The organism is Paenibacillus pedocola (genome assembly GCF_031599675.1).
Lineage (GTDB): Bacteria > Bacillota > Bacilli > Paenibacillales > Paenibacillaceae > Paenibacillus_AQ > Paenibacillus_AQ pedocola.
Map to the genome: position 1 here is coordinate 5,815,510 of NZ_CP134223.1, position 22,730 is coordinate 5,838,239.

At 49.9% G+C, this 22,730-nt stretch carries 25 protein-coding genes, 1 rRNA gene and 1 other annotated feature (1 of these 27 running past the window's edge); of the genes, 1 reads left to right on the plus strand and 25 read right to left on the minus strand.

Translation table 11 applies throughout. The features are described 5' to 3' along the window. Positions 1 to 20 (minus strand) — a sequence feature (ribosomal protein L10 leader region); it reaches 135 nt to the left of the window's first position. Positions 21 to 88: 68 nt separating this feature from the next. From rplA to QU597_RS25990, 16 genes are all read right to left on the minus strand, one after another. Continuing rightward, positions 89 to 781: a 50S ribosomal protein L1 gene (gene rplA, locus QU597_RS25915; protein ID WP_054943960.1), complete on the minus strand. Its 693-nt coding sequence runs from the start codon at positions 779 to 781 to the stop codon at positions 89 to 91. Positions 782 to 862: 81 nt separating this feature from the next. After that, positions 863 to 1,288 (minus strand): 50S ribosomal protein L11, encoded by a 426-nt coding sequence (rplK, locus tag QU597_RS25920; RefSeq protein ID WP_020427083.1) that lies wholly within the window; start codon positions 1,286 to 1,288, stop codon positions 863 to 865. A gap of 74 nt (positions 1,289 to 1,362) precedes the next feature. Beyond that, positions 1,363 to 1,896, minus strand: a complete 534-nt coding sequence (nusG, locus tag QU597_RS25925) for a transcription termination/antitermination protein NusG (protein WP_020427084.1) — start codon at positions 1,894 to 1,896, stop codon at positions 1,363 to 1,365. 21 nt (positions 1,897 to 1,917) lie between these two features. Further along, positions 1,918 to 2,109 (minus strand): preprotein translocase subunit SecE, encoded by a 192-nt coding sequence (secE, locus tag QU597_RS25930; protein WP_236337409.1) that lies wholly within the window; start codon positions 2,107 to 2,109, stop codon positions 1,918 to 1,920. 20 nt (positions 2,110 to 2,129) lie between these two features. Then, the gene (gene rpmG / locus QU597_RS25935) at positions 2,130 to 2,279 is read right to left on the minus strand and encodes a 50S ribosomal protein L33 (protein WP_074086515.1); all 150 of its coding nucleotides are present in this window, start codon (positions 2,277 to 2,279) and stop codon (positions 2,130 to 2,132) included. A gap of 368 nt (positions 2,280 to 2,647) precedes the next feature. After that, a complete protein-coding gene (sigH, locus tag QU597_RS25940; RefSeq protein WP_019908203.1) occupies positions 2,648 to 3,292 on the minus strand; it encodes an RNA polymerase sporulation sigma factor SigH in 645 nt (214 codons plus the stop codon). Positions 3,293 to 3,457: 165 nt separating this feature from the next. After that, positions 3,458 to 3,979, minus strand: coding sequence for an NYN domain-containing protein (locus QU597_RS25945; protein ID WP_206102170.1), 522 nt, complete (start codon positions 3,977 to 3,979; stop codon positions 3,458 to 3,460). A gap of 2 nt (positions 3,980 to 3,981) precedes the next feature. After that, positions 3,982 to 4,743 carry a 23S rRNA (guanosine(2251)-2'-O)-methyltransferase RlmB gene (rlmB, locus tag QU597_RS25950; RefSeq protein ID WP_054943957.1) on the minus strand — a complete coding sequence of 254 codons (762 nt, stop codon included), beginning with the start codon at positions 4,741 to 4,743 and terminating at the stop codon, positions 3,982 to 3,984. Positions 4,744 to 4,775: 32 nt separating this feature from the next. Beyond that, positions 4,776 to 5,213: a Mini-ribonuclease 3 gene (locus tag QU597_RS25955; RefSeq protein WP_310830396.1), complete on the minus strand. Its 438-nt coding sequence runs from the start codon at positions 5,211 to 5,213 to the stop codon at positions 4,776 to 4,778. Further along, a complete protein-coding gene (gene cysS / locus QU597_RS25960) occupies positions 5,210 to 6,616 on the minus strand; it encodes a cysteine--tRNA ligase (protein WP_310830397.1) in 1,407 nt (468 codons plus the stop codon). Before cysS ends, QU597_RS25955 begins: the two co-directional genes overlap by 4 nt. A gap of 52 nt (positions 6,617 to 6,668) precedes the next feature. Next, on the minus strand, positions 6,669 to 7,361 hold the full coding sequence (gene cysE / locus QU597_RS25965; protein ID WP_054943998.1) for a serine O-acetyltransferase: 693 nt from the start codon (positions 7,359 to 7,361) through the stop codon (positions 6,669 to 6,671). A 158-nt stretch (positions 7,362 to 7,519) separates the two neighbouring features. Next, the gene (locus QU597_RS25970; protein WP_310830398.1) at positions 7,520 to 7,693 is read right to left on the minus strand and encodes a hypothetical protein; all 174 of its coding nucleotides are present in this window, start codon (positions 7,691 to 7,693) and stop codon (positions 7,520 to 7,522) included. Positions 7,694 to 7,856: 163 nt separating this feature from the next. Beyond that, positions 7,857 to 9,320: a glutamate--tRNA ligase gene (gene gltX, locus QU597_RS25975; protein WP_310830399.1), complete on the minus strand. Its 1,464-nt coding sequence runs from the start codon at positions 9,318 to 9,320 to the stop codon at positions 7,857 to 7,859. A 50-nt stretch (positions 9,321 to 9,370) separates the two neighbouring features. Continuing rightward, positions 9,371 to 9,859: a 2-C-methyl-D-erythritol 2,4-cyclodiphosphate synthase gene (gene ispF, locus QU597_RS25980; protein ID WP_310830400.1), complete on the minus strand. Its 489-nt coding sequence runs from the start codon at positions 9,857 to 9,859 to the stop codon at positions 9,371 to 9,373. A 3-nt stretch (positions 9,860 to 9,862) separates the two neighbouring features. Beyond that, positions 9,863 to 10,555 carry a 2-C-methyl-D-erythritol 4-phosphate cytidylyltransferase gene (gene ispD / locus QU597_RS25985; protein ID WP_310830401.1) on the minus strand — a complete coding sequence of 231 codons (693 nt, stop codon included), beginning with the start codon at positions 10,553 to 10,555 and terminating at the stop codon, positions 9,863 to 9,865. Between the two features lie 96 nt (positions 10,556 to 10,651). Next, positions 10,652 to 11,740, minus strand: coding sequence for a PIN/TRAM domain-containing protein (locus QU597_RS25990; protein WP_310830402.1), 1,089 nt, complete (start codon positions 11,738 to 11,740; stop codon positions 10,652 to 10,654). Positions 11,741 to 11,952: 212 nt separating this feature from the next. On the opposite strand from QU597_RS25990, the gene QU597_RS25995 reads away from it, so the two are divergent. Next, positions 11,953 to 12,348, plus strand: a complete 396-nt coding sequence (locus tag QU597_RS25995) for a nucleoside triphosphate pyrophosphohydrolase family protein (protein ID WP_054943951.1) — start codon at positions 11,953 to 11,955, stop codon at positions 12,346 to 12,348. Positions 12,349 to 12,444: 96 nt separating this feature from the next. Here QU597_RS25995 and pssA read toward each other — a convergent pair whose 3' ends face one another. From pssA to rrf, 9 genes are all read right to left on the minus strand, one after another. Beyond that, positions 12,445 to 13,182, minus strand: a complete 738-nt coding sequence (gene pssA, locus QU597_RS26000) for a CDP-diacylglycerol--serine O-phosphatidyltransferase (protein ID WP_054943950.1) — start codon at positions 13,180 to 13,182, stop codon at positions 12,445 to 12,447. A 65-nt stretch (positions 13,183 to 13,247) separates the two neighbouring features. Further along, positions 13,248 to 14,324, minus strand: a complete 1,077-nt coding sequence (gene disA / locus QU597_RS26005) for a DNA integrity scanning diadenylate cyclase DisA (RefSeq protein WP_236337416.1) — start codon at positions 14,322 to 14,324, stop codon at positions 13,248 to 13,250. Between the two features lie 13 nt (positions 14,325 to 14,337). Next, complete coding sequence (gene radA, locus QU597_RS26010) at positions 14,338 to 15,705, minus strand: DNA repair protein RadA (RefSeq protein ID WP_054943948.1); 1,368 nt, start codon at positions 15,703 to 15,705, stop codon at positions 14,338 to 14,340. A 231-nt stretch (positions 15,706 to 15,936) separates the two neighbouring features. After that, a complete protein-coding gene (gene clpC, locus QU597_RS26015; protein WP_310830403.1) occupies positions 15,937 to 18,408 on the minus strand; it encodes an ATP-dependent protease ATP-binding subunit ClpC in 2,472 nt (823 codons plus the stop codon). A 36-nt stretch (positions 18,409 to 18,444) separates the two neighbouring features. Continuing rightward, positions 18,445 to 19,509, minus strand: coding sequence for a protein-arginine kinase McsB (gene mcsB / locus QU597_RS26020; RefSeq protein WP_310830404.1), 1,065 nt, complete (start codon positions 19,507 to 19,509; stop codon positions 18,445 to 18,447). Positions 19,510 to 19,537: 28 nt separating this feature from the next. After that, a complete protein-coding gene (mcsA, locus tag QU597_RS26025; RefSeq protein ID WP_206102180.1) occupies positions 19,538 to 20,062 on the minus strand; it encodes a protein-arginine kinase activator protein McsA in 525 nt (174 codons plus the stop codon). Positions 20,063 to 20,090: 28 nt separating this feature from the next. Then, positions 20,091 to 20,552 carry a CtsR family transcriptional regulator gene (locus QU597_RS26030; RefSeq protein WP_054943944.1) on the minus strand — a complete coding sequence of 154 codons (462 nt, stop codon included), beginning with the start codon at positions 20,550 to 20,552 and terminating at the stop codon, positions 20,091 to 20,093. 406 nt (positions 20,553 to 20,958) lie between these two features. Continuing rightward, the gene (locus tag QU597_RS26035; protein WP_310830405.1) at positions 20,959 to 22,131 is read right to left on the minus strand and encodes a GNAT family N-acetyltransferase; all 1,173 of its coding nucleotides are present in this window, start codon (positions 22,129 to 22,131) and stop codon (positions 20,959 to 20,961) included. A gap of 417 nt (positions 22,132 to 22,548) precedes the next feature. Further along, positions 22,549 to 22,665, minus strand: a 5S ribosomal RNA gene (gene rrf, locus QU597_RS26040). Positions 22,666 to 22,730: the final 65 nt, after the last annotated feature.

Genomic DNA, 22,730 nt, shown 5'->3' on the forward strand with positions numbered 1-22,730 from the left:
GGTAAGCATATTCAAGTTCAAGAATGATCACCTTAATGTTCACAACTGTTACAGAATATCAAAGATGACTCTCAGAGTCAACCTTTATTTATCTGAACGCAGCTGCGTTCACACGAGCGCTAGGTCCCATAGTAGACGAAATTGCGATGCCTTTAAGGTATACACCTTTAGCAGCAGCTGGTTTCGCACGGTTCAAAGCGTCGATGAGGGCTTTAAGGTTTTCGTTCAATTGTTCAGGAGCAAAGGACACTTTGCCGATAGGCGCGTGAATTTGACCTGCTTTATCGAGACGGTATTCGATTTTACCAGCTTTAATTTCTTGCACAGCCTTGGTAACGTCGAAAGTAACTGTACCGGCTTTAGGGTTAGGCATAAGGCCTTTACCACCGAGCAGACGGCCGAGTTTACCGACTTCACTCATCATATCAGGTGTAGCTACGCAGACGTCGAATTCAAACCAGCCCTGTTGGATCTTGTTGATCATATCCTGATCGCCTACAAAATCCGCGCCAGCAGCTTCCGCTTCTTTCGCTTTTTCACCTTTTGCAAATACAAGCACGCGTTGTGTTTTGCCTGTGCCGTGAGGCAGGACAACAACACCACGAACAGCTTGGTCTTGTTTACGCGGGTCTACACCCAGACGAACTGCTGCTTCAACGGTTTCGTCGAATTTGGCAGTTGCTGCCTTTTTCACAAGCTCTACAGCTTCTGAAGGCTCGTAAGTTGCTTCACTGTTAATCAGCTTAGCAGATTCTTGGTATTTCTTACCATGTTTTGCCATGAAAATGTTCCTCCTTTGTGGTGTTAGCGGAAATTCCTCCCACATATTGCGGTCATGAATGACCGTTTCATCGAATACTTATTAGTCTTCGATAGTGATACCCATACTGCGGGCAGTACCTTCAACCATACGCATTGCAGCTTCGATAGATGCAGCGTTCAGATCGGGCATTTTTGTTTCGGCGATTTCACGAACCGCTGCGCGGCCGAGTTTCGCTACTTTTTTCTTGTTTGGTTCACCGGATCCTTTTTCTACTTTAGCAGCAATGCGAAGCAGAACGGCAGCCGGAGGAGTTTTAGTGATGAAAGTAAAGGAACGGTCTTCAAACACTGTAATTTCAACCGGGATGATCAGGCCAGCCTGGTCAGCTGTACGAGCGTTGAATTCCTTACAGAATGCCATGATGTTGACACCTGCTTGACCTAACGCCGGACCTACTGGAGGCGCTGGATTCGCTTTCCCTGCAGGAATCTGCAGTTTCACCATTTTAATAACTTTTTTAGCCATGAGTGACACCTCCTTGCAAAAATAGTGGTATTCGAATGCTTATAGCATTCTCCCACAAGAAACCCTTGCGACTGTTATATTTTCTCCACTTGAGTGAAATCCAACTCCAGCGGGGTTTCCCGTCCAAACATGTTGACATGCACTTTGATCTTGCTCTTATCAGCCAAAATTTCTTCCACGGAGCCCACAAAATTCGCAAAGGGACCAACCATAATACGTACGGATTCCTTAATTTCGAAATCAATCTTCGCTTTAGGTTCAACCATGCCCATATGCTTCAGAATTTGTTCAACCTCTTCCGGAAGCAAAGCGGTAGGCTTGGACCCGGAACCTGTCGAACCGACAAATCCGGTAACGCCCGGCGTATTGCGGACAACATACCATGAATCATCAGTCTGAACCATTTCCACCAAAACGTAACCAGGGTAAACTTTACGCATGACGGTTTTTTTCTTACCGTCCTTGTTTACCAGTTCTTCTTCCATAGGAACAAGAACACGGAATATTTTGTCTTCCATGCCCATGGACTCAACGCGTTTTTCCAAATTGGCCTTAACCTTATTCTCATACCCGGAATAGGTATGAACAACATACCATCTTTTTTCCATACCAAGCCACCTGGGACCTCTCTAAATAATCCTTTCGATCACAGCGGAAATACCGATGTCCAGAACCCAGAAGTAAACAGCAACAACAACAATTGTGCCAAGAACGATCAACGTATAGTTTTTCAGTTCTTTACGACTAGGCCAGCGAACTTTTTTGAGTTCACTCCAGCTCTCAGTGAAAAAGGAAAACAAAGACTTGAAACTACGTTTCACGCCGACTACACCTCCAAAGACTATCTGGTTTCGCGATGAGGAGTTTGCTCGTTACAGAACTTGCAAAATTTCTTCATCTCCAAGCGGTCGGGGTGATTTCGCTTGTTTTTGGTTGTCGCATAGTTTCTTTGTTTGCAACTTGTACAAGCCAAAGTGATAATTACCCGCATGATGTGCACCTCCCGAAGACGTCCTTCTAATTATCAAATTAGAAGACGCAAATATTGATCCTAAAAAAAACCCGCGAATTTAGGCCTACCTAAAACACTTTAGCATAATGTCAACGTCTGTGTCAACGAAAGATTTGCCCATCCACATCGGGTAATTTCGGGTTCCGTAGTCGTGTGCTGCACGTTGTCTTTGGTTCTGCCTTTTGCCCGTTGCACGCTGTCTTTCCCTATCATTATGGAGCATTCCGACTGTGTATAAACCTGTCCTTACCAACTAGCGACTGAAATCCCGGATCATTATGATACAGAAATTTCCAAAACACTAAAAAAAGACTCGATGTCCGAGCCTTTCAAGTAGTAGTATATCATTAATTGTCACGCACTTCCAGATATCTTTCCAATTTGCGTTTAACACGCTGCAATGCATTGTCAATCGACTTCACATGCCGCTTCAAGTCTTCTGCAATCTCCTGATAGGATCTTCCATCCAGGTAGAGCATCAGAACCTTGCGTTCGAGGTCGCTCAGAATCTCCGCCATCTTATCTTCCAGTCCGATAAATTCTTCCTGGTTGATAATCAGTTCTTCGGGATCCAGCACCTGTGTACCGCAGATCACATCCATCAGTGTCCGGTCCGAGTCCTCATCATAGATAGGCTTGTCCAAAGATACATAAGAATTAAGCGGAATATGCTTCTGACGGGTAGCCGTCTTAATAGCAGTTATAATCTGACGGGTAATGCAGAGCTCTGCAAACGCTTTGAAGGAAGACAGCTTGTCACCTTTAAAGTCACGAATCGCCTTGTACAGGCCAATCATGCCTTCCTGTACGATATCTTCCCGGTCCGCTCCAATCAGGAAATAAGAACGGGCCTTAGCGCGTACAAAATTACGGTACTTGTTAATTAAATGTTCCAATGCGCCACTGTCGCCACCACGGAAGATCTCGACAATTTCTTCATCACTTATGAAATCATACTCGGACAGCATTATTTCCTTGAGGTCGACACTCACCAAGAATCCCCCCGGCTGCAACGCAAGACACATCGTTACTTCGCTAAAATATAGGATCAGTATATATTATGTTACCTTATACCGTCAACCGATTATTGACCAAAATCAATCTTCAATAGCATTTTATGGCATTTCGCCAATGCCTCTTGAATATTTATAGGTTTTTCATTGCCGGCGCCAGTCTTCAAGACGTCTGCGCATTTCCGGAGGAAGCTTTTCTTCCAGAGAATGGCGCTTTGAGCTGATGATCTCGGGTTCGATCGCTTTTTTAACCTGTTTTTGATTTTCTTCAATTTCAAGCTTCAACTCTCTCGCGGAAATCCTCAGCGCCCCTTGGGCAAATATTACATGCTGTTCCACAAAATCGCTTGTTGCCACATATATCTGCCTGCGGCGGTGGCTGAACTCTCCCACTAGCCGCTCGATGCATTCGTCTGCAGTTTCTTTTTCCTTGGTGAAAACCACCTGGACCTTCCCCTGCACAAACGAACGGCCAAGCCCCGGAACACGGTAAGCATCGAATACGGCGATAACGCGCCGCCCCGTGAATGCCTGATAATCGGCCAGCATATCCAGCAGCCGGTCGCGAGCGCCCTGCATGCCGGTCAGCGAAAGCGCAGCGAGTTCCGGCCAGCCGCCGATCATATTGTATCCATCCACAAGCAGCACATCGCGCCAGTCAGCCATAACTATCCCTGCTGATGCCGGCGGCGCAGCACCTCATACATAATTACCCCGGCGGCGACGGATGCATTCAAGGAATTAATCTTGCCGGCCATTGGCAGCTTCAGCAAGATGTCGCATTTTTCGCGGATTAACCGGCCGATCCCTTTATTCTCATTGCCGATCACAACCGCTACCGGTCCTGTGAAAATATCCGATTCGTACAAATTCTGATCGGTGGCAACATCAGTTCCTACTACCCAAACACCAAGTTCCTTAAGCCGGTCTATCGTTTGACCCAGGTTGGTGACCCGTGCTACCGGAACATATTCGACTGCACCTGCTGATGTTTTGGAGACAGTAGCCGTAATCTGCGCCGACCGCCGCTTCGGTACAATTACACCATGCACTCCTGTGCAGTCTGCGGTACGCAGAATAGAACCCAGATTATGCGGGTCTTCAATTTCATCCAACAGGATAAGAAACGGAGGTTCCCCTTTAGCCTCTGCAGCAGCCAGAATATCTGCAACCTCGGCATACGCGAACGGTGCCGCTTGTGCAACTACCCCCTGATGCTGCACTCCCGGTGCAAGCTGATCGAGCTTCCGTTTGTCAACGTGCTGGATAACGATCCCCGCTTTGCGCGCTTCGGCAATAATCGGCGCGGTTAAATGCTTCTGAGCAGTTTCAGCGATCCAAATCTTGTTCAGCGTGCGGCCGGCACGAAGTGCTTCAAGCACCGAATGCTTACCGGCCAGTATTTCCTCTTCTGTCTTTAATTCTTCCATGTTCATGCCTCCTGTTCTATCAGCTCGCGGCCTCACTTAGGCCGGTTCATCATATACTCAATACTGCTGTGGACGAGTTCTTGGATTCTTGCCTGCTGCCCCGTGTAATAGAGGTGACCGATCAGACATTCAAACGCAGTGGCATGGCGGTATTCCAGCACATCCGCATTTTTGGGAACCGTACCCGATTTGGCATTGCGCCCCTGACGGGCAATATCCTTCTCCTCGTCAGTAAGCATAGGCTCAAGGTAGGCCAGAATCGTACTCTGTGCTTTGGCGGAGACCAGCCCCGTAGCTGTACGGTGCAAATGATTCGGCCGGAGATTGGGCAGTGAGATCAGATACTGGCGCACAGCCACCTCATAAATAGCATCCCCTGCATATGCCAGCACAATCGGTGAGAGCAGGCGGGCCGGCTTGGATGGCTCATATGGAAACCAGGCTTCGTTTACTTTGAAGTCACCGCTCATTTCCGCCGCCACCGCATTCCCTGCGGAGTATCTTCCAGAAGGATACCCAGGCTGTTCAACTCGTCGCGGATCTCATCGGAGCGGCTCCAATTTTTATTCTTGCGAGCCTCAGCCCGCTCCGCGATAAGGCGCTCGACTTCCTCACTCGCAACCTCAGCCTCAAGCTCAGGGGTCAGGCGCAGTACAGCATTCATCTCCGCAAAGGCATTCAGCAACGCCGCAAAATCTGCGGACGAAGCGTCAGTCTTAGCAAGGGTCTGATTGGCAAGGCTGACCCAGTCAAATACTGCCGTAATCGCATCAGGTGTATTGAAATCATCCTGCATTCTGGCATGGAAATTGTCTAAGATCGCCGTCAGACGTTCTGCAACAGCGCTACTCGCCGCTTCACCCGCACCTTCTGGGTTAAGCTCAAGCCGATGTTTAACATTGCTCTCTGCAAGCGCGATCCGCTCGGCACTCTTCTCTGCGGACAACAGCGCCTCCTCCGTGAAGTTCAGCTGATTACGGTAATGGCTGGAGAGCATGAAATACCGGATAGTCCCCGCTTTAAAGCGTGCACGGATATCTTTTACAAGCAGGCCGTTCCCCAGAGATTTCGACATTTTCTCGTCACCGATATTCAGAAACGCGTTATGCATCCAATAATTCGACAGCGGCGCGCCTGTCAGTGCTTCTGTCTGAGCACATTCGCATTCATGGTGCGGGAACTTCAGATCCTCTCCGCCGCCATGGATGTCGATAGTCTTACCCAAATATTCGCGGACCATCGCCGAGCACTCAATATGCCAGCCAGGACGTCCCTCTCCCCATGGGCTGGCCCAATGTACCTCACCAGGTTTGGCTGCCTTCCAAAGCACAAAATCCTCCTGGTTTTCCTTGCGGGGATCCACCTCGACACGGATGCCGAAGCGCAGCTCCTCCAGATTCTGGCGGGACAGTTTGCCGTAATCGGCAAACTTGCCGGTACGGTAAAACACATCCCCGCCGTTCTCATAGGCATATCCCTTCTCTTCAAGTTCCTTGATGAACTCGATAATCTTATCCATACTCTCCGTAACCCGCGGATTCATCGTGGCCGGCTTTACGCCAAGCCCGACCAGATCCTCCTGATAGGCGGCAATGAACATTTCCGCAACCTCAGCTACAGTGATGTTCATTTCTTCCGCTTTACGGATCATTTTGTCATCCACATCTGTGAAGTTTGTCAGATAGCTGACCTCATTGCCGAGTGCTTCCAGGTAGTTGCGGACCATATCAAATACGATAACCGGTCTCGCATTGCCGATATGCATATAGCCGTAAACGGTTGGTCCGCATACGTACATTTTCACCTTGCCTGGCTCCTGAGGCACGAATACTTCCTTAGCGCGTGCCATAGTGTTGTAAATTTGCAAAGACATGCTGTTCCCAATCCTTTCTGTTGTCCCCGGATTCTTTCGAGTACCGGTAAGCTTAAATTTCATAGTCGCCGATGTACTGCTGGCTTTCCAGCCGCCGCTGCTCTGCCTTTTGCTTGTCTTCATTGCCTAGCTGCTCGCGGATTTCCTCAATCTCTTTCTGCAGAAAGCGCAGGGAATCTACCAGCGGATCCGGCATTTTGGTATGATCCAGCCGGTCCGATACCCGTTCCCCGTTGCGTTTGACTACACGGCCGGGATTGCCGACCACTGTACTGTTATTCGGAACTTCACGCAGTACGACCGCATTGGAGCCGATATTGGAATTATCGCCGATCCGGAACGATCCCAGTACTTTGGCACCCGAACCTATTACCACATTATTGCCTACAGTCGGATGGCGTTTGCCTTTTTCCTTCCCGGTTCCGCCAAGGGTCACCCCCTGATAGATGATGACATCATCGCCGATTTCACAGGTTTCGCCGATGACAATCCCCATCCCGTGGTCGATAAACAATCTGTTGCCGATCCGGGCGCCGGGATGAATCTCCACACCGGTCATGAATCTGCTGATCTGGGAGACGATCCGGGCCAGTGTAAACCATCGGCGTGTGTAAAGGGAGTGGGCTATTCTGTGAGCCCATATCGCGTGAAGTCCGGCATAGGTAAAAACAACCTCGAATCTGCTGCGGGCTGCGGGATCGTTGTCGAATACAGCCCGGATGTCCGACTTGATATGCTTAAACATCACGTTTCCCCTCTTCTTCACTTCCCCGCCTCCTGTTAACAGGTGCGCCAAGGGAAGGTATTGTCCAGCCCACTTTCTAATTCCTTCAGTTACATATGCCGTGTATAAAGTATAATTCCAACAAAAAACGCCTCGGCAGCATAAAGCTGCAGAGGCGTTTAACCGCGGTTCCACTCTGCTTGGATGATCGTCATCGCCGTAATCCTATTCCGGCCTGCGATTGCGCTCATCCCTCTTGGCGTTAATAACGGTAACGTCCCGGCACGGCCTAACGCTCCCGGACGGGTGCGCTCAGCCGCACAGCTCACAGGCGCATGTTCCGCGCCGGACAAATGAATAACTCCCAGCCTGGAAGAAAGATTTCCTCCGCGGTTATTCTCTCTGGCAATTGTCCTTTAATACGCGTACTTTTCCTGATCACAGCTATTATAATATTCTTCTATCTTAGCGAAAAGATAATGGACTGACAAGGGTTAGACAGCAGCCTTTGGTGTCTTAAGCCCCTTTAATTTGAGATTTCAGACGTTCGATAACCAGGCCCCGCCCCAAGAGGGCAATGGTCACGTTAAGATCACGGCCGTGTGTCTGGCCGGTCAGGGCGACACGAATCGGCATAAACAGCCCCTTACCCTTATGGCCTGTTTCCTTCTGTACTTCTTTGATCAGCACAGCCATATTGCTTGCCGTGAAGTCTTCTGTGCTCTCCACCTTAGCCAAAAATGCAGACAGCACCTCCGGAACCTGGGGTTCTGCAAGCACCTGCGCCGCTTCTGTCTCCAGCTCCAAATGGCTCCGGAAGAACAGCTCAGACAGTGCTACGATATCCGAAGCCGCAGTTAACTGCTCCTGGTACAGCGCAACAAGGCTTTCCGCCCAGATCTGCTGCTCAGCGCTCAGTTCAGCCGGCAGTCTGCCTGCCTGCTGAAGATGAGGAATGGCCAGACGCGCAATCCGCTGCGGATCCGCATGCTTGATATAGTGATTGTTTAAATGTGCCAGCTTGTTCTTATCAAACACCGCGGGGCTCTTGGAGAGACGGTCAGCCGTAAAGATAGAAATCAGCTCTTCCTTGCTGAATATTTCCTCTTCACCTTCCGGAGACCAGCCCAGCAGTGAAATATAGTTGAACAGCGCTTCCGGCAGATAGCCCAATTGGTCATACTGCTCGATGAATTGAATAATGGATTCGTTACGCTTGCTCAGCTTCTTATGGTCATCGCCGACAATCAGCGTCATATGGCCAAACAGCGGAGCTTCCCAGTTCAGCGCTTCATAAATCATCAGCTGGCGCGGTGTATTGGAAATATGATCCTCCCCGCGCAAAACATGGGAGATTTCCATCAAATGATCATCAACGGCAACTGCAAAGTTATAGGTCGGGATTCCGTCCTTCTTCACGATGACAAAATCACCCATCTCTTTGCTGTTGAAAGAGATACTGCCTTTAACAATATCATCAAAGGTATACGTCCGGTCTTCCGGTACCCGGAAGCGGATGCTGGCAATGCGTCCTTCTGCTTCAAAAGCAAGACGCTGCTCTTCCGTCAGATTCCGGTGTTTGCCGGAATAACGGGGAGTTTCACCGCGAGCAGTCTGTTCTTCACGTTCCGCTTCCAGCTCCTCTTCAGTACAGTAGCAGCGATAGGCGAGACCGCGGTCGAGCAGCTCCTGCCAGTATACACGGTACAAATCCAGACGTTCGGTCTGGCGGTAAGGGCCGTATTCTCCGCCGACATCAATGCTCTCATCCCAGTCCATTCCCAGCCATTTCAAATACTTCAGCTGGCTTTCTTCACCGCCGGCAACATTGCGCTTAACGTCGGTGTCTTCAATCCGGATAATAAATTTCCCGCCCAGATTACGGGCAAACAAATAGTTAAACAGTGCTGTTCTGGCATTTCCGATATGTAAATGTCCCGTAGGGCTCGGTGCGTAACGCACCCGGACTTGATCCGCCATAGTATTCCCTCCGCTTCATAATGGATAAAATTAGGCCACATACAGCCATCTCAAGATGATATCACATCTTGGAGCAGGCAGACAATAGATTGAGCTGCAATTCCTTCACCGCGTCCGGCAAAGCCGAGCCACTCGGTTGTCGTTGCTTTTACATTAACCTTCGTGACCTCCGCGCCCAAAGCCCGGGCAATAATCTCAGTCATCTCCGGGATATAGGGAGCCATCTTTGGCTTCTGTGCAATAATCGTGGAATCAATATTCCCAAGCTTGTAGCCCCGTTCGCGGGCAAGACCCCATACATGCTCCAGCAGCTTCAGGCTGTCTGCATCCTTGAACGCCGGATCGGTATCGGGAAAATGCCTGCCGATATCCCCAAGCCCCAAGGCTCCCAGTATCGCGTCACTGACTGCATGGAGCAGCACATCAGCATCAGAGTGGCCCAGCAACCCTTTTTCGTAAGGAATCGTCACGCCGCCAATAATGCACGGTCTGCCCTCCACCAGCTGGTGTACATCAAAACCCTGTCCTACAGCTATCATGTGTTAATCCTCTCCCCTGTTTCTTTCTGTAAACTCAGCAAAATCGAGGTCCTCCGGAGTTGTAAGCTTAATATTGCGGTAGCTTCCTTCCACGACAGAGACCGGAATGCCGCTGCGCTCCGCCAAGCTGGAGTCATCTGTACCCAGGAACCCGTCCCGCTCCGCCGCGTCATAGGCTGCCAGCAACTCAGACAGACGAAAAGTCTGCGGGGTCTGAATCGCCCACAGACTTCGCCGATCCGGCGTGGAAAGCACTTTGCCCGTGCCGTCCACCTGCTTGATCGTATCCTTCACCGGCACAGCGAGTACGGAGGCTCCGGTCTCTCTGGCCTTCTCATAACAGGCATTGATTTCACTGGCCTGTACAAACGGGCGGACTCCATCATGCACCATAACCCATTCGGTTCCCAGCGATTTCAGTCCCTTATACACGGAATGCTGACGTTCAGAGCCTCCGGGAACTACGGCCTTCACTTTATCCAGCTTGTAGGCTTGTACCCATTCCCGGCAGCGGTTAATATCCTCTTCACCGGTAACCAGTACAACCTCGGAGATAAGCTCATGCCGCTGGAATACCTCCAGCGTATGCACGATAATCGGCTTGTCCTGCAGCAGCAAATACTGCTTGCTCTCTGCGGTTCCCATTCTTGTCCCTCTGCCTGCCGCTACAATCACGGCGCCTACACTGTTTGACATTCTTCTAGGCTCCTGTCTTTCACGTATACCCCCATCATAACGTGTTTGGCGGGCATTTCCAACCCATAAGACATTTTGGAGACCGGCTCTAGGGTCTTATTGCGCTTTTTCCAGAAGTTTCGGTTTAGCAAAAATCATTCTGCCTGCTGAAGTCTGCAGCACACTCGTCACAAGCACTTCCATCGTTGTCCCGATGTACTCGCGTCCGCCCTCAACAACAATCATCGTTCCGTCATCAAGATATGCCACCCCTTGGCCATGCTCCTTGCCGTCTTTGATCACCTGCACGATAATTTCTTCCCCTGGAAGCACGACCGGCTTAACCGCATTAGCCAAATCGTTAATATTGAGTACGGAGACGCCCTGAAGCTCACAAACCTTGTTAAGGTTGAAGTCATTGGTGACAACTTTGCCGCGGAGCACCTTAGCCAGCTTGACCAGCTTGCTGTCCACCTCGGAAATTTCCTCGAAATCACCTTCGTAGATAAGTACCTTCACATCCAGCTCTTTCTGAATCTTGTTAAGGATGTCCAGCCCGCGCCGTCCACGGTTGCGCTTCAGCAGATCGGAAGAATCGGCAATATGCTGCAGCTCTTCAAGCACGAATTCCGGAATGACAATCGTCCCTTCAATAAACCCTGTTTTGCAGATGTCGGCGATCCGCCCGTCTATGATGACGCTGGTATCCAGTATCTTATGCTCCTCCAGCCCGCGGCCTTCCGGCTCGTCCGGCTGCCCCCAGCGTCCTGTGGCCCAGAGTGAAGCCAGCTCATCTTTCTTCTCCAGCCCGATCCGCAGCCCCATATATCCCAGTGCCAGTGTAGCTGCCACTTGCAGCAGGTCTCCGGCTTTACCAAGCCAATCCATAGCGGGATGAAGCAGCAGGGACAGCAGCAGTCCCCCTGTCAGACCAGCGGCACCTGCGGCCATTTCATTCATCGGTATACGCGAACAGTACAAGACCGCCTCCCGCAGCTTTGAACCTCCCCAATCCGCGCATAAAGTCCCCGCAAACAAAAAAATAATGGCACCCAGCACCGTAAACAAAATGCTTCCTTCCACAGGCAGGCTTTCTCCCAGTTTTCCCATCCCCTCAGGGAATCCTCTTTCTGCCGTATGGTATAGCGAAAAGCCGGACCAGGCACCGAGTAACCCGGCAAGCGTCAAAACCACCTTTTTCCACATAACCTTACGCACCTCCTTTTATTCATCCTAAAATGATCTATACCTCACCAGTATGTTCCAATTATTAGGACGGTAATCGCAGAGTGCGTTATTTTTTCTGATAACGATAGTTACCGGTAATGTAAGGGTTACCAAGAACTCCTATTCCCGTTGAAAACAGGGGGGTACTGGCATATAATGAACTCAATTAAGAACCCAGGGGTGAATGGAAAATGAGTGCACCAAGTTTACAGGCTTTTCAGGATCAAGTCTCCGAGCTGCTGCTCCGTCACCGTAGTCTTCTGGATGTCATGTCCAAAAACGGCCAGAGCAGCGCTTCTGTCAACCGGGCTGTCGTTAAGGCCATCACGGAATGCGGATGCATCCAGCTGCACGCCACCAAGCAGGTATTCGAGCCGGCCCTTGGTCTTGAGGAAGCTAAGGAGTTGGCAGGCACTCATCTGGAAGGTGAGCTATGCGAGAACTGCCGTGAGGTCATTGCTTCTGAATTGGGACGCGAACTGTTCTATATGTCTGCACTATGCAATCTGCTTGACATTAATATGGACGAGGTTGTGGCAAAGGAGTCGCAGAAATGCGCAACACTCGGATTATTTAACCTGTCCTGATGGTAACCGTCCATTCTTTCATCCGTTCAAAGCAAAAGGCTTTGCCGTTCACTGGTCTCAGTGAGGGCAAAGCCTTTTTGGTGATAACAGCTAAGTTTAGCCGTTCTTAGAATGATAAACCTTGTCTTCCGAACGTCTTCTGCGGCGGTGACGGCGGCGTGCATTCAACCGGTCAATATTCTGCTTAAAGCCGTACAGCGCATATAGCCCAAGCAGCACAAAGATCATCTTGGCGATCTGTTCTGGAAAAATAACCGCTACTGCAACCGCGACAACAATGACTACCGGTGCGCCGATTACAGCTTTTTTAGGCAGACCGATCTTTTTGAAGTTAGGATATTTCATCGTGCTGACCATCAGATAAGATAAGAGCAGTGTTGCGATAATCATAAACGGAGCGGAAACATCTTTATGAAAAAGAGCCAGCGTGGCCAGAACGCCACCAGCTGCAGGAATCGGCAATCCGACAAAATATCCGGGAATTCCCGGACGGACATTAAAACGAGCCAAACGTAGCGCCCCGAATACCGGGAAAATAGCCGTAACCGTCCAGCCAAGCGCAGAATTCAGATCCTGCAGGCTAGTCAAATACATAATCAATGCCGGTGCTACCCCAAAGGATACCACATCGGATAAAGAATCCAGTTCCTTACCAAATTCACTTTCACATTTAAGCGCACGCGCAACCCGGCCATCCAGTCCGTCTAAAAGCATAGCAATAATCACCATGATAGCGGCCATGCTAAGCTTGCCGTCAAACGCCATCATGATACCAAACATTCCAAGCATCAGGTTACCAATGGTAAAAAGACTCGGAATTGATTTTTGTATCATTTCTTCACCTCTATTTGCTTACTTTTGAAACTTAAGGCCATCAATATTACGTGATTGTATGATATTTACATTTGTCTGTCAATAAGAACTTGTTTCTGCAGCCGTTTAAGTCCGTCCTGAATATTGCGTGCCCGAACCTCGCCGATTCCATCCACTTCATCCAGTTCCGCTATGCTAGCGGTCATCAGATTAGGCAGCATTTCGAAGCGTTCAACCAGATTATGGATGATCACATTAGGCAGCCGCGGAATCTTGTTCAGCAGGCGGTAGCCGCGCGGAGTAACTACTTCTTCTGAGGCAATTGCTGTCGAAGAATATCCCAAAAGACGCGCGATATGATTATCGTCCATCAGCTCGTCGTCACTGGTGCGCTTGAGTCCGGCGATGATCTCGCGGATTTTGTCCTCCTGCTCCTCTCTTGCATAGTCTCTGTAGAGAAGCCAAGCTTCTTCCTCTGTATTTCCGACCAGTTCTTCCATTTGCATGCTGATTAAGCGGCCTTCATTGCCCAGCTCATTGATGTACCGTTTGATTTCCATCTTAATCCGCAGCACCATCTCAACACGCTGAATGACACCTACAACCTCTGCTACGGTTACAATTCCCTCGTATTCGGATGCGGAGAGGTTGGTCAGTCCTTGGGTGAGCACCGCTTTGTATTTCTCCAGGGTTTGGATCGCCTGGTTGGCCTTGGCCAGAATGGCTCCAATCTCTTTGAGTGCATAGCGGATTGAGCCTTGGTATAAGGTAATGATGTTCCGCCGCTGGGAAATCGAAACGACCAATTTTCCAGTTTGCTTGGCAACCCGTTCTGCTGTCCGGTGGCGGATTCCTGTCTCGATCGATGAGATCGATGAGTCAGGGATCAGTTGGGTATTCGCATACAGAATCCGCTTAAGATCCTCACTCAAAATAATGGCCCCGTCCATCTTCGCCAGCTCATACAAATAATTGGGCGAAAAATCGCAGTTAATGGAAAAGCCGCCGTCGACAACTTCCATTACCTCAGGACTGTAACCTACTACGATCAGTGCACCTGTCTTCGCGCGGAGCACATTCTCCAGACCTTCCCGAAACGGTGTGCCCGGCGCCGCCATCCTCAGCAGATCGTTCATATTATCTAATTGATTATATTCTTTCATGTTCCTATGCCCCCTAATCTAACGCGACCTTTAATGCATCTGCTACGGTGCTGACGCCAATAATCTGGATATCCTGCGGATGCTTCCAGCCTTTCATGCTCTTCTCGGGCATAATTACCCTTCTGAAGCCAAGCTTTGCCGCCTCCTTGACCCGCGTTTCAGCGCGGGAGACGCCCCTGACCTCACCGGTAAGTCCAACCTCGCCAAAGAAGACATCATAGGGTTTTGTGGATATATCACGAAAGCTTGAGGCGATGCTGACCGCAACCGCCAGGTCGATGGCCGGTTCATCCAGCTTCACACCACCGGCAACATTGAGGTAGGCATCCTGATTCTGCAGGAACATGCCCATCCGTTTCTCAAGTACAGCAATAATAAGCGCCATGCGCTGATGATCCATCCCAGTGCACATCCGCCGCGGTGAAGGGAAATGAGTGGCTGCAACGAGCGCCTGAAGCTCGACAAGCACCGGTCTTGTTCCCTCCATGCTTGCTACAACAGCAGAGCCGGCTACACCCAGCGGGCGCTCTGACAGGAATAGCTCTGAAGGATTCTCCACTTCCGTAAGACCGATCTCGCCCATCTCGAAGATCCCGATCTCATTGGTAGAACCAAAGCGGTTCTTCACCGCACGCAGCAGCCGGTAAGTATGATGACGTTCCCCTTCGAAATACAGCACACAGTCCACCATATGTTCCAGCATCCGCGGCCCGGCTATGGCTCCCTCTTTGGTAACATGGCCTACAAGCACTGTAGCAATACCGCGGATTTTGGCGATGCGCATAAATCTTGTCGTACATTCCCGAACCTGCGTCACGCTCCCCGGAGCGCTCGTCACTTCCGGCATGAATACCGTCTGAATGGAGTCAATCACGAGGAACTGTGGCTGAATATGCTCAATGGCCTCTTCAATGCTCTCCATGTTCGTCTCACACAGCACATACAGTTCTGCAGACAACGCCCCGAGGCGGTCGGCACGTAGCTTGGTCTGGCGCACCGATTCTTCTCCCGAGATATACAGCACACGCAATCCTTGGGTCGTTAATGCATGCGAGGTCTGCAGAAGGAGGGTTGATTTGCCGATTCCGGGATCGCCACCGACCAGCACCAGAGATCCTGGTACGATGCCTCCGCCGAGCACACGGTTAAGTTCTCCAATGCCTGTCAAGATGCGGGGCTCTTTGTCACTTTCTATATTTATGATCGATTGCGCCTTTTCTTTACTCTGAAAAATAGGTGCATTCATTCCTTGTGTTTTGACTACGCTTTCCGTTTCTTCCACCATGGTGTTCCATGCCTGGCAGCCCGGGCATTTGCCAAACCATTTAGGCGATTCGTAGCCGCAGTCGGTACAAAAAAATTTAGTTTTTGGTTTAGCCATGTGGTCTCCTTACAGTCCGTACTTGCTAAAATTGCGGATAATTTTCTCTTATTCAAAGTTTACCATTTCTGCACCTTGAACGAAAGGTCACTTAAGATCTAGTTTTTGGCGTGATATCTATAACCTGCCTGATTCAGAGCGAAATTAACCATCAGGTAAGCAGCTTCGCCAATAAAAAAGCTTCCGCTCCTCTATACGGAGGAGCGGAAGCTTTGTTTCACCTGTAAACTATTATTGTTCAGCCTCTACTTCTTTTTCCAGCGAAGGTGCAGCCGGAACATCTACTGTCGTAACTACAAGTTCACCATTCACCTCGTCAATTTTGAGGGAATCGCCTTTCTTGATGTTGCCTTTCAGCAGTTCTTCGGAGAGACGGTCTTCAATATGCTTCTGAATCGCACGGCGGAGCGGACGTGCACCAAATGCCGGATCATAGCCCTCTTTGGCCAGGAAGGCTTTACCGCCATCCGTAAGCTCAAAGTCCACGTCGTACTCACGCAGCCGCTTGCGCAGCTCGTCGGACATGAGTGTAACGATCTCGGCAATATGTTTTTCCTCCAAGGAGTGGAAGACGATGATCTCGTCAATCCGGTTCAGGAACTCAGGACGGAAGCTCTTCTTCAGCTCTTCCATAACCTTGCCCTTCATGTTGCTGTAATCTGCTCCGGCATCCTGTACAGCGGTAAACCCGAGCGTTGAATTCTTCTTGATCGCCTGTGCCCCTACGTTCGAAGTCAGGATAATCAAAGTGTTGCGGAAATCGACTACGCGTCCTTTGGAATCGGTCAGACGGCCGTCTTCCAGCACCTGCAGCAGAATGTTGAATACTTCAGGGTGAGCCTTCTCGATTTCATCCAGCAATACTACGGAATAAGGCTTACGGCGTACCTTCTCAGTCAGCTGTCCGCCTTCTTCATAACCTACATATCCCGGAGGCGCCCCTACGAGACGGGATGTGGAGTGTTTCTCCATGTACTCCGACATATCGATACGGATTACCGCGTTCTCATCGCCGAACATCGCCTCAGCAAGTGCACGGGCAAGCTCGGTTTTACCTACGCCGGTTGGTCCAAGGAAGATAAAGGAGCCCATCGGACGCTTAGGGTCTTTAAGACCTGCACGTGCCCGGCGCAGCGCCCGGCTGACAGCCTTCACAGCCTCATCCTGGCCGATTACGCGTTCGTGCAGCAGAGCCTCCATGTTGAGCAGACGGTCTGTCTCCTCTTCCTTCAGCTTGCTGACCGGAATACCGGTCCAGCTGGCAACCACCTGGGCGATATCCTCCGGTGTAACCTGGGAATCGGTGCGACCTTGCTTTTCTTTCCATTGGTTCTTGGTTGTATCGAGCTCCTCACGGATTTTCTGCTCGGTATCCCGCAGTGCAGCTGCCTTCTCGAACTCCTGGCTCTGTACAGCAGAATCCTTCTCCTTGCGGATATCATCGAGGCGCATTTCCAGTTCCTTCAGATTCGGCGGAATCGTGTAAGAGTTGAGCCTTACCTTAGAGCCTGCCTCATCAATCAGGTCAATCGCTTTGTCCGGCAGGAACCGGTCTGGAATGTAGCGGTCGGACAGCTTCACAGCTTCCACGATTGCTTCATCCGTAATCTTCACCCGGTGATGGGCTTCATAACGGTCACGCAGTCCGTAAAGGATCTGCACTGCTTCCTCCGGAGAAGGCTGATCCACCGTAATCGGCTGGAAGCGGCGCTCCAAGGCTGCATCTTTTTCAATATATTTGCGGTATTCATCCAGGGTAGTGGCACCAATGCATTGCAGCTCACCACGGGCAAGAGCCGGCTTCAGGATGTTGGAGGCGTCAATCGCACCTTCCGCACCGCCTGCACCGATCAGGGTGTGCAGCTCATCGATGAAGAGCACGATGTTGCCGGCCTGACGAATTTCATCCATGATTTTTTTGAGACGGTCTTCAAACTCACCGCGGTATTTGGTTCCGGCTACGACAGATCCCATATCGAGGGTCATAACGCGTTTATCACGCAGCGTCTCCGGAATTTCATTGTTGATAATTTTTTGGGCCAGTCCTTCAGCTATCGCTGTTTTACCAACCCCAGGTTCACCGATCAGCACCGGATTGTTTTTGGTCCGGCGGCTCAGTACCTGGATTACACGTTCGATTTCTTTGCTGCGGCCGATAACCGGATCAAGGTTGCCGTCTTTAGCATAAGCGGTCAAATCGCGGGCCAGACCATCCAGCGTTGGCGTGCTGACATTAGCAGGCGTACCGCTGTGGCTTGAGGTTGCCTCACTGCTGCCCAGAAGCTGCAGTACTTGCTGGCGGGCTTTGTTGAGGCTGATACCGAGGTTGTTAAGCACGCGGGCTGCAACACCTTCGCCTTCACGGATCAGTCCGAGCAGGATATGCTCTGTTCCGACGTAAGTATGACCCAGCTTACGGGCTTCATCCATCGACAGCTCGATTACCTTCTTAGCACGTGGAGTATACGCGATGTTGGTAGGCTGCTCTTGTCCTCTGCCGATCAGCGTCTCCACTTCGTCCTGAATTTTCTCCAGACCCAGTCCCAAGCCGATTAGCGCTTTGGCGGCAATGCCGTCTCCCTCACGAATCAGTCCGAGCAAAATATGTTCTGTACCGATGTTGTTATGTCCCAAACGGACAGCTTCTTCCTGCGCCAGCGCCAGCACTTTTTGTGCGCGTTCCGTAAATCTTCCAAACATCATATCTCATGCACCTCCACGGATAATAAATATCTATAATTAATGTTGTGATCCCAGTGTCTCCCGGAGCAGCTTCGCCCGGTACATATCGCGTTCGGTGGCCGAAAGCTCGTCTCCGAACATTTTTTGCAGAAAACCAGGCTGTGTCTTGACGTTCAGCTCATTCAGCACTGAAATCGACGGCCCTTCCAGAATGCCAAGATCCACTCCAAGACGTAAATCTGAGAGCCGCTGCGCCGACTCCTTAAGCTCCATCACAGCGGCATAAGCCATGATCCCATACGAGCGTTTAATCCGGTCGGTAATCCGCAGTGCCGAATCTGTTAGCAGGCGTTCCCGGGCGTTTCGTTCATGCTCAATAATCTGGGTAACCACACTGTGAAGATTCTCAATGATTTCATTTTCCGTCTGACCCAGTGTAATCTGATTGGAAATCTGAAAGATGTTCCCTACTGCTTCGCTGCCCTCACCATAAATTCCTCTTACGGTCAGCCCCACCTGGTTCACTGCGGATAAAATCCGGTTAATCTGATGGGTCATCACGAGGGCCGGTAAATGAAGCATAACTGAAGCCCTGAGGCCGGTGCCTACATTGGTTGGACAACTGGTTAAATACCCTCTTCTATCATCAAAAGCGTAATTAACGGAAGCCTCAAAAATATCATCAATCGCCGTTGCCCTGTTCCAAGCCTCTTTCACCTGCAGGCCCGGGAATAAACACTGGATGCGGAGATGATCTTCCTCATTGATCATAATGCTGACCGACTCATCCTCGTTCAGGATAACTGCTCCGCCCCGGGAATCATTGGCCAGGTTAGGACTGATCAGATGCTTCTCCACCAGTACTTTTTTGTCCAGCTCAGTAAGCTCATCCAGCCTTAGCAGTTCAAAGGTGCCAAAACTTTCTGTTGCCTCCCCCTGAAATACAGGGGCGAGCTGTTCCAATGCTTCCTCCGCCTGTTCGGCTGAAGCCAGCAGTGGAAAAGGCAGGTGCTCCAGATTGCGGGCGATACGCATACGGCTGCTGATTACAATCTCAGAATGGCTGCCGCCGCAGCGCATCCAGTCACTAAGTGCTTGTTCGGTAAACCGGAGACTTGACATGTCGTATCCCCCCTATATATGAAAGACTTTACTCTTGTGCCATTTCTTTTTCAAGTTTGCGTATTCTGTCCCTCAGCTCGGCTGCGGTTTCGAACTCTTCATGCATGATGCTTTCCTGCAGCTCGTGCTTCAACTCATCGATTTGCCGTTTACACATAATCTGTGCACCGGCCCGCTTCGGCAGCTTACCTACATGCGCGGTACTGCCATGAACCCTCCTAAAGAGCGGGTCCAGCGTGCTGTCAAAATATTTATAACATGAGCTGCAGCCGAAACGTCCAAGCTTGCTGAACTGGGAATACGTCATACCGCAATTCTCGCAATGCAAACCTTGGACATTCTTAGTCGCTGCTGACTTCTCCTTGCCGGCCCCTTCAAGATCAAGCAGGCCGGACAACAGGCTGTGTATCGAGAAACCTCCCGCCGTTCCGGGAATCAGTTCCCCCTTCTCACGTGCACAGCTTTCACAAATATGAAATTCCGTCTTCTCTCCACTCACAATTTTAGTGAAATGTAGGGTTGCCGGTTTGACGCCGCATTCCTGGCAAAGCATAAGCGGAGTCCCTCCCTTATGATGACAATTATTTGCCCAACAAAGAGATTAGCATGGCCTTCATAATCTTGGCACGAATCTCATCCCGGTACGGCAGATGAACCGTCAGGCATTCCCGGGAAACAGCGGCGCGCATGAGGCACGCTTCACGCTTGCTTAGAAAGCGGGCTTCCTCAAGCTGATAAATCAGCCCTTCGGCGGAATTCTGATCAATATCATTTCCTATTGTAGATTTGAGATGAGCATACAGCGCCACATTCTGGGGCAGCTCAAAACGCTGAATCCGGATATAACCTCCGCCGCCGCGCTTACTCTCCACCACATAGCCCTTTTCCAAAGTAAAGCGTGTACTGATGACATAATTGATCTGTGACGGCACGCATGAGAATTGGTCCGCCAGATCATTGCGCTGGATTTCCACCGTACCTTCGGGACTTTCATGCAAAATATTCTTCAGATATTGTTCGATAATATCAGAGATATTACGCATCACTCATCCTCCAGTGTTTAATGCTGTATTGTACGTCCTGCTGTGAATCCGTCCGGAGTGATCTCTAATGAACTTAACCCAAGAGCGAAAGCACGAATCCATGCTGACCGGCTGCAAAAGAATACCAACTGCGTGCAATCATGCACCCGACAATTAAGCAGTTCAACCATCGACTCCGGTAACTTCAACTAATAAAGCTTAAAATAAAGCTTCCGCGGGTTCGTTGACTTTGACTTTCTTTGACTTTTTTCATATTATAACATATTTTCACTGAATTCCAAGTGGTTACTCTTATTTTTTACTTTTTACCGCCATTGTATTCGGACATCCCCTGGTACATCCAGTATTTTTATATGTAAAATAAAGCTCTACCCGCTTAGAAGCATAAGGTAGAGCTTGGCAGCAATCAGAAAAAGTCGAACAAAGCTGTCTTCGCCTGCGGTGTTATCTCCTCCAGCCACTTCACGGCTTCCGCACTTCCGGATATCCTTCCGTACCGGGCCAGCTCTTGGGGACGCTTATATCCCATTAACAGCACCGTCAGTGTGCCAATACTGCAGCTCAGGTCAGCTTGCATGTCTGTTGAGTCTGAACGAGTAAGCGAACCAGCCCCCTGATGGTTCACTGTCCACTCCCATACCCCCTCGTTCCATGGGGCCTGCTCATCTTGAATATATACGGTGTGCTTCACCGTTTCTGTTAACTTATTGAAAGAAAATGCTTCCACAAAAGCCTGGGCATTTACGATCCGCGCCATGAAATAAGGATAATTCTCCTGCGGAATTCGAGGATCCGGCAGCAAAAACGGCAGGATATCATCGGATGGCACCAGCTTCAGCTCCGCACCGGTGACCATTGAATCGTGGTTAGCAAGAAAAGTCCATAATCCCCGGCGCGCCTTCTCATTCAAAAAGACAAACTCATCGATAACCAATTGATTATTCTCCAGCTTATACAGCACATACCCTTCCGCTTCACCCTGCTCTGAAAAAAACACACCGTGATGCGTATCCTTATCCAGCACATTATTCTGCCACCATTCCTTGGTTCGCAGCAACGTGCCGCTGTATTGGGCAGCGAACTGATTATACAACTGGTCCAATACTTCCAGATTTGCGCTATCCCGCCGGACGCTGCCCTCGATGTCCGTTTTTAACGGGAATTTAGCCACGGGAATCGTGTATTTCTTATACTCACAGTAAATCTCCCAACCGAACTTACGGTAAAAGGGAATCAGAAACGGATGCAACATCGATAACGTCTGCCCGTTCTCATTCATTACTTGCAGAATATGCTTCAAAAGCTTAGCAACATAGCCTTGTCTGCGATTCTCCGGCCAAGTTGCTACTCCGGCAATGCCTCCCATGGAGATTGCTTGTCCCTGAATATAAGCCTGTAGAGGAAGCAAAGTCAGCTTGGCGCTCAGTTTCCCATCCTCAAAAATCCCCCACACTCTCTCCGGCTTAAACTTCTGTTCTTGCTTTAACCGGTCTTCACCGGACACTGTATACTTAAATGCATACTCGGACAGGGTAAGACTTGGCTCGAATTCCTCTACCTGCAACTGTCTTATTTCCACTCGGCTCACCTCATCAACATGAATTTGGTACTTAATTTGAGTATATCAAGTCAAGAATTAGTATGCTAATTTGGAGCAGAAATAAAAGAATTCAAGTGAGTTATCCACAGCTTAAAGCACAGCAACACGAAAAGCCGGAAAGAATTCTTCCCGGCCCAAAAAACTTATCCACTGTTTTGCAAACGCTATCCACAAAATCCACTTTTTATCCACAAAATCCGTGTATTACTTGGAGTTTTGCTTGACGAATCCACAATAATATGTCCATCATCCACATAAACAAGGGATTGCTTTCTGCAAAAATTATATCCACATGTGCGTAATTTTTCAGCAACTCCTGAAAATTATCCACAAGTTTTCCACAGCCCTGCACAAATCAAAAAAGCCATTGTCAATGACTCAACAATGGCTTCATGTGCTTGGCGGCGTCCTACTCTCCCAGGACCCTTCGGTCCAAGTACCATCGGCGCTGGAAGGCTTAACGGTCGTGTTCGGGATGGGTACGCGTGGAACCCTTCCGCTATCGCCACCAAACGGGCATTTACTGCGTAAATGCTTCAGGAACCTTAATTCCTGAAAACTGAATCCGAAACGAATCT